The organism is Glaciecola sp. G7-5, assembly GCF_055808975.1.
The window spans coordinates 663,098-676,294 of the sequence record NZ_CM147892.1 but is presented as its reverse complement, the minus strand read 5'-3'; the positions used below and the strand labels follow the sequence as shown (position 1 = coordinate 676,294).

14 protein-coding genes are annotated in these 13,197 nt (G+C 39.6%); 1 reads left to right on the top strand and 13 read right to left on the bottom strand.

The genetic code is table 11. The features are described 5' to 3' along the window. Positions 1-272 precede the first annotated feature (272 nt). From AC0L6H_RS03020 to AC0L6H_RS02990, 7 genes are all read right to left on the bottom strand, one after another. A complete protein-coding gene (locus AC0L6H_RS03020; RefSeq protein ID WP_473392503.1) occupies positions 273-2,528 on the bottom strand; it encodes a GumC family protein in 2,256 nt (751 codons plus the stop codon). Positions 2,529-2,540: 12 nt separating this feature from the next. After that, positions 2,541-3,080, bottom strand: a complete 540-nt coding sequence (locus AC0L6H_RS03015) for a polysaccharide biosynthesis/export family protein (protein WP_473392502.1) — start codon at positions 3,078-3,080, stop codon at positions 2,541-2,543. Between the two features lie 36 nt (positions 3,081-3,116). Then, positions 3,117-4,307: an outer membrane beta-barrel protein gene (locus AC0L6H_RS03010; protein ID WP_473392500.1), complete on the bottom strand. Its 1,191-nt coding sequence runs from the start codon at positions 4,305-4,307 to the stop codon at positions 3,117-3,119. Positions 4,308-4,583: 276 nt separating this feature from the next. Continuing rightward, complete coding sequence (locus AC0L6H_RS03005; RefSeq protein ID WP_473392499.1) at positions 4,584-5,990, bottom strand: undecaprenyl-phosphate glucose phosphotransferase; 1,407 nt, start codon at positions 5,988-5,990, stop codon at positions 4,584-4,586. A gap of 372 nt (positions 5,991-6,362) precedes the next feature. Continuing rightward, positions 6,363-7,361 (bottom strand): hypothetical protein, encoded by a 999-nt coding sequence (locus AC0L6H_RS03000; RefSeq protein WP_473392498.1) that lies wholly within the window; start codon positions 7,359-7,361, stop codon positions 6,363-6,365. A gap of 22 nt (positions 7,362-7,383) precedes the next feature. Further along, entirely contained in the window at positions 7,384-7,542 is a 159-nt protein-coding gene (locus AC0L6H_RS02995; protein ID WP_473392496.1) for a lasso RiPP family leader peptide-containing protein, read from the bottom strand. A gap of 15 nt (positions 7,543-7,557) precedes the next feature. Further along, positions 7,558-8,229, bottom strand: a complete 672-nt coding sequence (locus AC0L6H_RS02990) for a hypothetical protein (protein WP_473392495.1) — start codon at positions 8,227-8,229, stop codon at positions 7,558-7,560. 342 nt (positions 8,230-8,571) lie between these two features. Between AC0L6H_RS02990 and AC0L6H_RS02985 the strand changes: the two genes are divergently transcribed. Continuing rightward, a complete protein-coding gene (locus AC0L6H_RS02985) occupies positions 8,572-10,557 on the top strand; it encodes an asparagine synthase-related protein (RefSeq protein ID WP_473392494.1) in 1,986 nt (661 codons plus the stop codon). 511 nt (positions 10,558-11,068) lie between these two features. Here the strand turns inward: AC0L6H_RS02985 and AC0L6H_RS02980 are convergent. From AC0L6H_RS02980 to AC0L6H_RS02955, 6 genes are all read right to left on the bottom strand, one after another. Next, positions 11,069-11,359 carry a type II toxin-antitoxin system RelE/ParE family toxin gene (locus AC0L6H_RS02980; RefSeq protein ID WP_473392492.1) on the bottom strand — a complete coding sequence of 97 codons (291 nt, stop codon included), beginning with the start codon at positions 11,357-11,359 and terminating at the stop codon, positions 11,069-11,071. Beyond that, a complete protein-coding gene (locus tag AC0L6H_RS02975; protein ID WP_473392490.1) occupies positions 11,352-11,573 on the bottom strand; it encodes a TA system antitoxin ParD family protein in 222 nt (73 codons plus the stop codon). Before AC0L6H_RS02975 ends, AC0L6H_RS02980 begins: the two co-directional genes overlap by 8 nt. An 80-nt stretch (positions 11,574-11,653) precedes the next feature. Beyond that, positions 11,654-11,950, bottom strand: coding sequence for a type II toxin-antitoxin system RelE/ParE family toxin (locus tag AC0L6H_RS02970; protein ID WP_473392489.1), 297 nt, complete (start codon positions 11,948-11,950; stop codon positions 11,654-11,656). Positions 11,951-11,955: 5 nt separating this feature from the next. Beyond that, entirely contained in the window at positions 11,956-12,198 is a 243-nt protein-coding gene (locus AC0L6H_RS02965; RefSeq protein ID WP_473392487.1) for a type II toxin-antitoxin system ParD family antitoxin, read from the bottom strand. A gap of 101 nt (positions 12,199-12,299) precedes the next feature. Continuing rightward, positions 12,300-12,761, bottom strand: coding sequence for a lasso peptide biosynthesis B2 protein (locus tag AC0L6H_RS02960; RefSeq protein ID WP_473392486.1), 462 nt, complete (start codon positions 12,759-12,761; stop codon positions 12,300-12,302). A gap of 147 nt (positions 12,762-12,908) precedes the next feature. Continuing rightward, on the bottom strand, positions 12,909-13,184 hold the full coding sequence (locus AC0L6H_RS02955; protein ID WP_473392485.1) for an HPr-rel-A system PqqD family peptide chaperone: 276 nt from the start codon (positions 13,182-13,184) through the stop codon (positions 12,909-12,911). Positions 13,185-13,197: the final 13 nt, after the last annotated feature.

Genomic DNA, 13,197 nt, shown 5'->3' with positions numbered 1-13,197 from the left:
AAAGCCCGAGATTAAAAAGCTCATCAGTATAGTAGTATATTGGACTAGCCTTCAAAGAATAACTCCTTATTATTTTGAATTGGCATATTCGGCATTTCCTTTGCTTATTTATTCGAAGAAGCCTACGTTCCGTACTAGACTTCGTTACTAAACAGGCCTGTATCCCATTCATTTAAAGTTTGCTGGTTCTATACCGTTAAGCTAGCCATGATTAAGTCATTAAAACCCTCGCACATCTACAAAAAATTTGAACATACGAAATAAAATTATACTTAGGTTAATTTAGGCGCAGGCTCGGCTCCGTAGTACTCTCCCGAGTAGTGATGGTCCCCGTAGTAACTCATTTTATTTGGTTCTGCTACTGTTAACACTGCGCCAACAATATTAGCATTTAGTTTTTGTAAGCGAGAAACCGCTTCTTTAGCTACCTTGATACGTGTTACTTCAGCTTTCACCGCAAACACCACGCCGTCTACTTTGTTAGCTAAAATGCACGAGTCGCTCACGGGCAGCGTCGGTGGGCCGTCTAATATAATATATTCAAATCGCTCTTTAAGGCTTACCAGTAACTGTTCAAACTTTATAGATGACAATAGTTCCATAGGATTGTGGACCAAAGTGCCGCAGGTAATGACCGTAAGTTGCTCATTATTATCAGTATAGAAATCTGCAGATTCTAGTTCAATGTTACCACTTAAAATATCGGATAAGCCGCCCTTACTCGTTATCTCTAAATTTCTCGCCATACTGGGTTTACGCAGATCAACCTCCAGCAGTAGTGTTTTCCCTATATTGCTATAAGCACCTGCCAAGTTCATAGCCATAGTGGATTTGCCCTCGCTGCCTGTAGAAGAAGTTACCAAAATACTTTTGGGTGGGTTGTCAATATTTGAAAAAAGCAGGCCTGTACGAATCGTATTAATACTTTCAGCGAATGGTGAACGTGTGTCAGCCAAGTATTGCTTCTCAGGTTTAACGGCACCTTTTTTCATACTCACCGCCGGTGTAATACCTAAAGCGGATATAGTTAGTTTCTCTTCAATAGTGTCTGGGGTTTTAAAAGTGTTATTCAATGCTTCTTTTACAAAGGCTAGTGCTGTTCCCAAAAACACACCAAAAATACCAGAAAGTGCTAAAATCAAGTTAATATTTGGTTTAAAAGGCGCCTTTGGAACAGTAGCACGATCTATTATATGCACATTAGACGCAGTAAATTGCCCCCTTCCACTTGTTTCCATTAAACTATTTTGAAAGTTTTCGTATATCCGTCTACTATTTTCTACGTCACGTTCTAAACTCACTAATGAAAAGTTCTCAGTTTGCATTGACTGTATATCTTTTTTAGTATTTTCTATCAGATTATTAATGTTGGTTACTTGCATTTGTGCTAAACGATAGTCTTTTTCTATATTGTCTACAATTTTACCTACTTCAGCTGCTAGATTTTTTTGCGCACTGTCTAGTTCAGAGCGCGCTGCAATCATTTTAGGGTGCTTTTCGCCATAGCGTTCAAAAAGCTCATTTACCCTACGTGATAACGTAGCCTCTTCTCTAACCATATCTCTGGCCGAACTATTTTGTAATACAGGGCCTAACGAATAAAGCTCTCTTGAACCGGGTGTGATATCTCTTAGCGCAAGATATTGTTCTTGTGCAGAGCTTAATTTTGTTTTTGCACTTATTAATTCGCTATTAAGTGATTGCAATTGGGTATTTGCAATGCGCTGTTGCTGGTCGGTATCAACTAAACCCTCTAGAGAACGATAGTTACTTAATTTGGTTTCGGCATCTTGTAATTGTTGCTTGAGCGTCGCAAATTGTTCACTTAGCCATGCCTCGGTACTTTTAACCTCACCTAGACGAGTCTCTAAACCAAATTGAATATAGGCGTCAGACACTGCATTAATAACATCAGCCGCCATCTTAGGGTTTGGGGACGAATAACTAATGTTAATAATTTGACTCTGCTTACCTCCTGAAACCTCAAGTCCGGCTTGAATATTAGACGCAAGCATTATTTTTATAGCATTGTCACTAATAGGTAATTCTTTAGTATTTTCTGTTTTATTAACCAGCGCTAAAATTTCAGTTTTTATGCCATTGAATACATTAGCAATCGCCGATACTTCTTCAGATTCTTTTAGTTTTTGTTCTTGTTTATAGGTTGCGACCAAGTCCAGTTTATCGACTACTGTCTCCGCAATATTACGCGAATTAATTATTTCATACTGTGTTTCATAATATAAAAACACCAAAGCAGACGCTATGTATTGCTCCTCTCGATTCGCATTGGGTTGTTGTGGATCGGCCAATATTTTGGCTGATGCCCGGTATATTGGTGTTGCTGAATATGCAATGAACCCCCCTATAATGAGGCAGAAAATAGTTACTGCGATTATACTCCACTTTGCTCTTTTTATGGTGCGCCAATATTGACCTAAGTCAATAATTTCTGTGTCAGTCTCATTTCGAGTATTGCCCGAAGAAAACTCAACGCCTGGATATTTGTCAGCAATTACTTTGTTCATATTGTTTATACCTTAAAAAAAGCTTTCGCTGATAGTGATTACATCACCAGGTTTAATTTTGTCATTTAAAGACACTGCTTTCACAACGCTTTTGTTATCTTCGCTTACTAGCGAAATCTTGTTGCGCGACGCTCGTTCTGTAAAACCTCCTGCAAGCACCACGGCCTTCTCAACTGTTAAGTCTTTCCTGAAAGGGTAGCTACCAGGCTTCTTAACTTCACCATTTATGTAGAAGGGGCGATATTCAGTTATTGTCACTGTGACATTTGGTTTTTTTAAATAACCTTCCAATAACATAGCGGATATTTTTTGTTCTACTTGAGCAATCGTAAGACCATCAATTTTTACCTGGCCAAGCAAAGGCATTGAAATTGCACCATCGCCACTTACACGAACTTCTTTTACGCTTAAATCGACTTCGTTAAATACAGTAATGGATATTTCATCGTCGGCTGAGATTCGGTAGTTATTCAATTCATTTGCAATTACATTACTGGGCAAAGCAATAAGAGTAGCTATGCATATAGTGATAAAAACGGTTAGTAGTTTCATGAAAATCCTTACTTTCTGCTTTGGCATTATCTGGTGTTACTTAAATTTAGTAGTAAAAGTGAGGTCAATAATTTTAGCTTTGAACTCATATAGTGAGAAATCAGACGTTCGTTCTAAGTGTTTGTAATTAAGACTAACATCGAGCCAGTTTAAAACGCTATGCTCGACACTTAGCACCACATTGTGGCGGTTATCGGTTCGGTCATTGCTACTCACAATATCGTCGTAATCGTATGTGTATCCGGCTTTAATTTTTGTCCTGCTAGTGACTTTATGCTCTGCTTTTATCGAATAAGAATTAGTGATAAATGCACTAGTTTGTAACTGCGATGACTCGCGTGTAACTCGACTCGCAGAAAGGTCTATTTTTGTATAGGTGTTCGGCTTCCAAGTCATATCAAGCATATAAGACAAACCCTTAACATCGTTATATAAGTTTTCCTCAAAGTCTTTATTTTGATACCCTAATTTAACTTCGCCACTTGTTTTTGTGGTAGCTTCCCATTCAATACCAGCTAAATAGAATGCTTCTTTGCTCGATTGCTCAGGAAACACACTTTGTGTGACGTAATCATAACTAGCAATACTTGTTTGCAAAAGTAAACGTGTTTTCGGGGCTATACGATAAAAGAAGGTGGCCGTTAGTTTATCTCTATTAAGATCACGGTAACTTTGTGCGTTATTCGTGTATCGGTTTTCCAAGTGCTCTGCTGCTAAAACCCATTGGCCAATGCTTTGTTTAGAACCATAAAAAATCTTGCCTGTTGCGAGTTTTTTATCTGTTTCATTAAATTCATCAATCGACCCTGTAAGTGAGTTGTTAGTGCCGGGCTCTTCAATTTCATTTTTGAATGATAGCGCAAATTCCGAGGTTAATTTCAATGAATGATCAAAGTTAGCAAAAAATAAAATATTGTGATTATCATAGTTTAGGCTAGTGTTGTTTTTGTATGCGCTATATTCACCTTTATAATTAAAAGTTAATGCGTGTTTTCCTACATTAGTAACATATTTTAAATTAGGCAATACACTTAATAAAGAGTCTGACTCTGAACTGTCAGTTCTCAGCACATTACTATCGTTTTGAACTTTCATCTCGCCATTCATTAATAAGCCAGTTTGTTCTTGAGCAGAAACACCAGCACCGGCAAATATGCAAGAACTGATAATTAGGCCTATTAACAATTTTATATTGGGCAGAGCATTTATTACTTTGATTTCTAACACGACTATTCCAACTACCTTAATTCGTTTTGACTAACTATGCGTTGAAAATTTCAACAACGGGCTGTCCGTAATTTTACAATTTTATGTGATGCAAACATACACAATTTATTATTTCATATATCTCGTTGTCATCCTATCTTACCAAAGCCAAAGACTTCATAAACGGCTACACTTCATAAGTTGATATTATTCTAACCTGATTATTTTCAGTTTGTGTCGTATATTAACCAAGGTTTTTGTTGCAAGGCACAAAAAACAGCTGTTGATTTACTTAAGTTAGTAAGCGTTTTTATCGGTAAAGCTACGTAAAACTGTAAAGATAAGAATCTTAAAATCTAACCACAATGACCAATTCCTAATGTATTCCAAATCGAATTCGATGCGTTTCTGCATTTTTTCCGTTGTATCGGTTTCACCGCGCCATCCATTAACTTGTGCCCAGCCTGTAATACCAGGCTTTACTTTATGCCTAAGCATATAAAAACTTACAAGCTTGCGGTATTCTTCGTTATGAGCTACTGCATGTGGTCGTGGACCAACAATCGACATATCACCCTTCAGAACATTTATAAATTGAGGAAGCTCGTCTAACGAACTTTGACGTAAAAACGAACCCAAGGTGGTGATACGTGGGTCATCTTTACTTGCTTGCGTAATCACATCACTGTTTTCCATCACCTTCATGCTTCTAAACTTCCAGACTTTTATTTTGCGGCCATTTAAACCGTATCTATCTTGCTTGAATAATACTGGACCTTTAGATGTAAGTTTTATCGCAATTGCGATAACTAACAGAGGAATACAAAGAATCAATAAGGCAATAATAGCTAGTACTACGTCTTCTATTCGCTTTATAACGGCTACACCACCCGACATGGGGTTGTCATACACGCTTATGGTTTGTACATCACCTAAATGTGCCATTTGGCCATGCATCAGGCAATACATAAATAAATCAGGCACTACATGTACAGTTGCAGTTGTGTCACCAAATGCTTCTAGCATCCCTTGTACGCGGTGCTGAGCTTTGATCGGTAGTGCTATATAAATTACGTCAAATTTGTTCGCTTTTGCTGCTTCGATCCCGGCTTGAATATTGCCTGCATATAGGTCATGGTAATCTGGTTCTAGGCGTTCTATTGATCTGTCGTCGTAAACCGCATCAAGTTTGAAACCTATTTCTGGTCTGCTTTGCGCTTCTTTTGCTAAGCGTATTCCTTTCTCAGAAAGACCAAACAAAGCAATACTTCGCGTATTGTGGCCTCGTATACGCATGGCATGTAAGAATTTTTTAAATATTGCCCGCCAAACTATTAATCCAGTAAAGCCAGTTACAAACCAAATAGCTAGTACTACGCGGGAATAGTCTTCAGACATTTTGGTGAAAAACAGGCCAATTACAACCAAAGCACCGGAGAGTGACCAGCTAACAAATGTGTAAAACGTCATTTCAGCAAAGCCGCCAACACGCCAGCTTCTATATAAAGAGAACGACTCAGCTATTAGGGCGAAACCAAGTGCGCCGAGCAGCGCGAGCATAAAGTATTCACGTGTGTAAGGCTGCTGATACACAACCGTAGCTAAATATATGCACAGATGAATAACACAAATGTCTATAAGGCGATATACAGACCCAAATGTGTTGCTATTGTCTTTAATGACACCGGATTTAATACGATCCATTTAGTTGTACGTCCATTTTTCAGCGTCGCCTAGGGGCGAACGTTAAACTCTGTAAATAACCAACAATGCTGAATTTGAATTCTGGTATTTACTACTACTGTTCACAGCTACCTAAGCCTTAGCAAGAAGTGAGCCAGTAAAAAATTATGCGTGAAAACAGTAGCATAATTACTAGATATGACTTTTCTAAAAATCCATATACTTAAGTGTAAAGGATCTTGACACTTTTTCTAGCGTTAGTATTAAAATTAAGGTTAACTTATTGGTTTTTATAGGTAAATATTTATACGCAATTGTTCTTAAATACCTATTGGAGAGTATAAGTTATTGAAGCGGGATGTTTTTCTGTTTTTACCAAGTTTTGTATTCGAATTAGGCGAACAAGTCTTTGCTAATTAATTCAAAAACATCAGCTAGGCTGTCGTAATTACTGGCGTAATTTATCTGTTTTATTTGGGTAAAAGACAGTAGTTGGGTGAGTTGCTGCAGGCGCTTTTGTTCTAGCTTTAAGCTTGAGTAAGCGTTTCCTAACATGCTGTTTTGTAATAGTGAAAGGAGGGCCATTGAGGTATTAATTTTAGTTGTATACGTCTTGTTTTCACTACTACTTGAGTCGGTAAACTTTAAGCTATTATTTTTGTTTAATGCAACTAAATCAGCGCCTTGGCGGTTTAGCATATAAATACCGCTAAGTTCTACGCCTCCGTGATTTCTATTTTCAGGCAATGTTACTTGTAGCTTATTAAAACGCTTATGCACTTTTTGCATGTCGTTGGTATTTTGTGCAAGGGTGTTGCTGGCTGAGTCTGGCCACATGCGCGCTTGGGGCCAACTGGGGTAAACTTTGCATTTTTGACCTGCATGTAAACCGTGTAAGGCAAGCATGTCGTCGGTTATCCAATTAAACCCTTGTTTTTGTAAATAGGCACTTAAGGTAGATTTACCCATACCGCTTGGGCCAATTAGCGCTATGCACTTACCTTTGTATTCAAGGGCATTAGCATGTATGCAAGGTATACTGTTTAACTCAAGCCATAAGGCCAGTGCGCTGGTTTGAAAGTAATGCGAAGAGTCGGTGCCGCCTTCATCCCAGTCTATTGTAATGCTATTTTCGCTTATTAAAAACTTACCGCTGCCCTCGCATTTTACGTCGAGTATGTGGGTGTTATCGGCATGGAAATATAAGTGTAGTTCAGTAGAATAGCGTTCGCCATGATCTACAAGCGACCATATGGGTTCAAGGTTTTGGGGTATATTTACTTCACCTTCTTGTACATTAACTGCAAAGGGTAAAGCTGATGTGTTGGTGTCGCTAGAGAAATCACCACACCTAACGCCATGAAGCGGCGTTAGGTATAATTTATTTAGCATGGTGCGCTTTCAAAGTTATATATTAACCTTGGAAAGGGTTACGCTTGGTGTGTCCACCTTGCTCGTCAGGAATGCTTCCTGAGAAACCTTGTGTTAACTCAGCTAGGTTCCCTGGGTTAGTCACTACTGGTTTTGTGTAAACCTTTTTTGCATTTTCGATTTTGTTGTTCATGTTTTCCATTTCTATATACACCTATTATTTTGCAGCGAATGCTTTTCTACGAGCTAATAGCATCAAACCACCAAACACTAAACCTAGTGTTGCAGGCGCTGAAACCGACATAGCGTCTGTATCTGCAAAGAATCTAGCGTCTTGACCCATACCTAGGGCAGAGTCGAAAGCTACATCTAATTGCCAGAATAAATCAGTAAACGACGGGCTAACTTGATTGGTATAGTTGCCTACTGAAAGTACGTCACTAATGAAAGCCTGACCACTATCAGAACCTGGGAAGCCAACAGCTGTGTCATCAATATCGAAAGCGATAGACGCGTTAGCTGTTAAACCGTTTATAGTGAAACCAACAATACCATTACTTGAAGTATTACTAAGTGTCCACATTCCATATGGTGTACCAAAATCATCAAATCCGCCTAGTGAAACACCAGCCTGAGTTAATGACCAATCAGCAGTTTGAACACCACCTGAAAAACCGTTAAGGTCTAGGATTGGGTCACCTGTCGACAATGCTGTGTTGCTGATCACTGACCATACGCCGCTGTCAGAAGAACCATCTGCAAACATAACCGTTACTTCCATACCAGCCATGTCAGCACCAGTAATTGAAGAACCGCTAACAACCATGTCGGCGTTTGCGCAAAGTGACATTGCGAGCAAGCTACCTGCTGCTACTACTCTTTTTAACATAATATTTTCCTTTTTCAATTCTGCACTAAACATGTTGTTACTGCATTTGGAGCGTTAAATTTAATTAACACTGGATTTAAAGCAAGAATCGATCCCAAAATAAAAAACCATTGCAAAACAGCGATCTAAGCTGCGTGATCACTGGGCTGTTGTCATAAAGCGTTACAAATTATGTGATCTGTAAAAAAAGCTGACACTTTTATTGCAAAGTTTGTGGATTTTAGTTCGTCCCTAATTACTTTTTGCATATAGCTTTGTTTTTATCACGTGTGTTGCAAAACCCACGTTTTCAAAGCATTATGATGCAATTACCCCCTTTATTCAACGATTGATTGCTGTAAAATGATGACAGGTTTATTTGGAATTTTTGGTACCCAAGCAAATGCGGCTTTGCCATCGGTTTTAGCGCGTATTTGTGAGGTTAACGCTAAAGGCAAAACATCTGAAAACGATGCTTTTGTTGCTAATCAATTGTTTAGCAACGATTTTTTAACATTAATGGATGTTGGTGATGCCAAAAATACGCAAAAACCCCCAGAATCACAGGCTTTTGCGCTACAAAGCCGCTTGTCGGAAAATGCATTCTTTCAGCACAATCGTGCACTAATTGGGTGCGACAGTGTTCAGGTGGTTGATTTTTATACAAAAATAGTTGAAGGCTTACAACTAAATAAGGGTGACACCTTAAGCAAGCTAGAAGGCGATTTTACTCTGGCTTACTTGGCAAAAAGTGAGCGATCACTTACATTGGCAACTAGCGCCTTTAACCCCCAAACACTGTTTTATGCCTTGTTGCCAAACTATGCGCAAACCTTTGTTTTTGCGAGCGATCTTAAATTAATTCTTACTTTAATTGAGCCAAAACCGAATATTGCGGCTATTGCGATGTGGCTTGCAGGAAGGCCAGACCCTAACATGTCTATGTACAGCAATATTCATCAGGTGCCACAAGCCGCAAGTGTGAGTTTAGACTTAAACGGTAATGCGCAAACTGAGTTCTTTTGGGATATTTCTGCTAAGGCCTCTAAGTATTCTGATATCGATTCGCAGCCGCTTTTAACTAATACCCTTGCAGATTTGCTTGCACAAAGCGTTAAGCTTAATTTGCAGAGTGTAGGGAAGAGCGAGTTAAAAAATGGAGCAGCTCAGTTAAACAATGCAAGCGAGCTTGCGCAAAGCACGCCGGTGTTTACGCAACTAAGCGGCGGTATGGATTCTACGTCGGTAAGTGCAATGGCCTATACCAACATGCCTAACGCGGCTACCCAGCTGCATAGTATTTCGCATACCTATGCCAGCACCAATAGCTGTGATGAAAGTGACAACATTAACGCAATGCAAAAGCGTTATAACTTTGCCCAAACTCATTTTATTGAGTTAGATAAATATACCGACTACAGTTTTGCGCAGCTTTACCCTACGCACCCACAAAGCCCAGGCATGGTGCTTTCGCCTAAATATCATGAAGAAGCGAAGTTGCTGCAGGCTGCGGGGGCTCAATTGCTTTTAACCGGCAACGGTGGTGACGAGATGTTTTGGGGCCATAGCTTGGCTTATTACGATAGGTTAAAGAAAGGTGACCTTAAGGTGATTGCTGAGGTGGTAAAAGGCGCGAAGGAACTCGAGCTACCCATTGTGCAGTCATTACGGTCAGTGTTTTTACGTCCTTTACTGCAATATGATATTTTGCCTTTATTGCATGCGGGCACCATGGGTAAATTAAAAAAAGGTAAGGGTGCTAAGCCAAATGAGTTGAGTATGCCGAGTTGGCTTAGTGCTCAAGCAAAGCAACTTATTGCTGATGCGAAAAAACGCGCTAATCCCTTTGAAGGTAAAAAAGCGGAGCGGGCAAAGTATGCGCGTTATGAAGGTTTGCACTACACCTCTACCTTTAACAGCATGCGTTCTTATCAAGCGGTTTTTGACCAATATGGTTTGCAGGTGCAACATCCTTTTTTCAGTAAAGACATTGCTGAGTTTAGTTTCGCAATTGAGCAGAATAAGCATATTAGTGGAAAGTATCCTAAGTTATTACTGCGCCAGGCGATGAGTGAGTACTTACCTGAGCAAGTATGTTGGGACACTCATAAAATCGTGTTTGACCAGCATTTTGCAAAACTCGTACAGCAAAACCAGGTGGCTTTGCGCAAACTTATTTCCCATGAGGGTTTGCAAGATTTGGGCGTATTGAACAATACAAAATTACTCGCTACATTTGACGCGCTTGTTGAAAGTGACACCCCTTCGTTAAACGTTGATCTGCTTTATGCGATTTTAGTGCAATCGTGGTATCAAACACATATTTTGAGATTGCCTGCTGCTGAGTAGGTGCTTTACATTCTTTTTAAGTGATTGAATAGTTTGGGCAAAGGTTTGGCTTGGTGGGAAGTGTAAATAAAGTTGGCTTAAAGTGAATTGTATCAATGACAATTAGACTAGATTAACACCTATATGATTAGGAATTATTTATGAGCGATTCGTGCCATAACCCGTCATTCCAAACTTGATTTGGAATCTCCTGAAATGACAAGGAAGTGCTAAAACCGGTCATTGCACCACCCTAGTTTTCAACACAACCTTGGTCATTCCCACGAAAGTGGGAACCCCATAAACCCACTAGTAAGTTCAAAACATCCTCTATAAAAAATGAAGTGAAACTGCAATTAAAACAATAGGTTGATTTTCGCTTACTATGCTTTTGAGGAGGTTCCCACTTTCGTGGGAGTGACGTATGATGTTTGGAAAGTTGATGGTTTTTTGAATTTATTTTAAGCCATAATATGGCCGTTCCTCGAGGGCTATGCAGTCATTTTTACTTCTGAGATCGATCCTTGTTTCTCTAATAAATCCTTTTAATATCCCGGTAGAAATTTTCATGTGAGCCAAGTGCAATTAACTCTAAGATAATTTCTTCATCTTGGTAGCTATAACCTAGCAGAGTAAGTTGCTTAACCATCTTAAATTTATAAACACGCATGAAAGAAAGATCACCTTTCTTTTGTTCTCCCAACAAGGGCGCCTCAATTAACGCTCTAATTGCTTTATCTAAATCAGCTTTTTGGTTTTTATGAAGTTTTTTAACTACCTTCTTAAAGTTCTCTGTTTGTAAAACTGTCGTTATTTTAGCCAAAATTATATGGCTCCAGTTTTCCTGCTTCTTTTTGGGCTTGAGAAATAACGGCTTGCTTAACGAATTCATATGGTAAGTCAGGATTATCTTCCATTATCTCACCAATTTTTGCCCAATGTTCTATTTGTTTAGGTGTTGTCCTGTTTAGCGCTTTACCTATTATTGCGGCTTTCTCTACGAGGTCTTGATCTAACCTAACGCTTGAAGTTGCCATTTTTATCTCCATTTATTACAAAAAAACAAAGTGTAGCGCATTGCATCAATAGTTGCAATGCGCTACAACATCAAGGTTACTCATAGCTCTGATAAATGATTTTCTGGAAGCATGCGTTTGTGCAAAACCGCAAGTATATCTACATAATTTCTTTCGGTTTTATAAAATATTAAATGTTGTTCGAATGAAGAGCAGTATAGTCCTGCTTTTATATCATTTCTTTGCTTGAACATTTTAGGTTTCTTGGCAATTTTTTCAAAATGTGATGCTAAGCCGCAAAGATACTTGTCTCGTTGAGATACACCGAATTTGGACAAAGTATAGCGGCCAATTTCTTTGATATCCTCTTTGGCGCTTCGTCGTAATTTGTATTTCACAAGGATTACGGATTTCTTTCGCGATCGAGCTCTGAAATCAAGTCATCCATTGAGAATGAATCTAAAATGGGACTTGCTTCTGCTAATTCCAACTTTGCCCTCAAATTTTCCATTTTCTTTTTGTACTGTTGTTGCTCATTAAAAAGGCGAAGAGCCTCTCTTACAACTTCACTAGATGAATTATATAAACCACTCTCTACTTGCTTTTTAACAAGTTGTTCGAGTTCTGGAGTCAATGATACGTGCATATTAATAACCGTTGCCTGATGTACAGATAGAATACGCTTTTATCAATGATTGTCAATCTATGAGGTTTAATCGTTAAAAAGTAGAATCCGTAATACTTTATTTAGTCGGTTATTTTTGCGGTTGAGAAGAGCATGTTGTCGTGGGTGATTTCTTTGTATTCGGCTATTTTTTGTGGCGTGTCGTTAATGATGGTGTTGTTTACGCTTATCCATGCGTGGGCGGCTACTGTTGGTTTTGCTGTGGAGCTTTCTTTTGTGCTTTCGAATTTTACGCCTATGTGGAGTTTGCATTGGCCTTGGCGTTTTTCGATCATTGATTTGAGTGCTACGCTGCGGCGCAGGCAGTTAAACTCTGTGGGGTAGTTGCGCACTATTGCGTTTATGTGGGCGGTGAGTTTTGTTAGCTCTTGTTGGCTTAGGGGTTTTGGGGTTTTGTTGGGGGTGCTGTCGAGGTGTTTTTTCCATTGGGTGTAGGGTTGGGTGTTTATTGTTTTGTGCCACTTTTTTAGGGTGCAGAGGGATTCTAGGAGGAGGGGGTAGTTGTATTTGGTTAGGTTGTACATTTTTTGGTTTTGCCTGGGGGTTAGGTGGGGTGGTTGTTTTTGGGGGTCCTTGCCTGCGCAAGGATGACGGGTGTTTGCGCTTCTGCGGGTGAATGCGCGCGGGTGACGGTGTTGGGGGTCCCCGCCTTCGCGGGGATGACGGGTGTTTTATGATGCGGTTGCAAGGTTTTTTTCCAGGAGGTTGGTGACCATGGTGGTGATGTCTTCTAGGGCTTCGGTGGGGGTGACATCGTATTCGTCGCATATTTGGGTGGCGGTAGCTTGCATGCTTAGGCCGGCTTTTAGGTGTTCTAGCATTTCGGTGGCCATTTCGTTTAGGGCGTAGTATTGGCCGCTTTCGGCGTCGAGTATGACCATTTCGTCCCCTACTTTTTGTACTAGGGCGTTGCTGCTTATGATTATGCTGGTGTTTGGGCTTATCATGTTTTTGGGCTTC

What these genes read in the sequence shown, in the direction of transcription:
- AC0L6H_RS02995 (WP_473392496.1), bottom strand. Translation starts at nt 7,542, where the DNA reads ATGGAAAACATGAACAACAAAATCGAAAATGCAAAAAAGGTTTACACA.
- AC0L6H_RS02965 (WP_473392487.1), bottom strand. Translation starts at nt 12,198, where the DNA reads ATGCACGTATCATTGACTCCAGAACTCGAACAACTTGTTAAAAAGCAA.
- AC0L6H_RS03020 (WP_473392503.1), bottom strand. Translation starts at nt 2,528, where the DNA reads ATGAACAAAGTAATTGCTGACAAATATCCAGGCGTTGAGTTTTCTTCG.
- AC0L6H_RS02955 (WP_473392485.1), bottom strand. Translation starts at nt 13,184, where the DNA reads ATGATAAGCCCAAACACCAGCATAATCATAAGCAGCAACGCCCTAGTA.
- AC0L6H_RS03000 (WP_473392498.1), bottom strand. Translation starts at nt 7,361, where the DNA reads ATGCTAAATAAATTATACCTAACGCCGCTTCATGGCGTTAGGTGTGGT.
- AC0L6H_RS02985 (WP_473392494.1), top strand. Translation starts at nt 8,572, where the DNA reads ATGATGACAGGTTTATTTGGAATTTTTGGTACCCAAGCAAATGCGGCT.
- AC0L6H_RS02975 (WP_473392490.1), bottom strand. Translation starts at nt 11,573, where the DNA reads ATGGCAACTTCAAGCGTTAGGTTAGATCAAGACCTCGTAGAGAAAGCC.
- AC0L6H_RS03015 (WP_473392502.1), bottom strand. Translation starts at nt 3,080, where the DNA reads ATGAAACTACTAACCGTTTTTATCACTATATGCATAGCTACTCTTATT.
- AC0L6H_RS02990 (WP_473392495.1), bottom strand. Translation starts at nt 8,229, where the DNA reads ATGTTAAAAAGAGTAGTAGCAGCAGGTAGCTTGCTCGCAATGTCACTT.
- AC0L6H_RS02960 (WP_473392486.1), bottom strand. Translation starts at nt 12,761, where the DNA reads ATGTACAACCTAACCAAATACAACTACCCCCTCCTCCTAGAATCCCTC.
- AC0L6H_RS03005 (WP_473392499.1), bottom strand. Translation starts at nt 5,990, where the DNA reads ATGGATCGTATTAAATCCGGTGTCATTAAAGACAATAGCAACACATTT.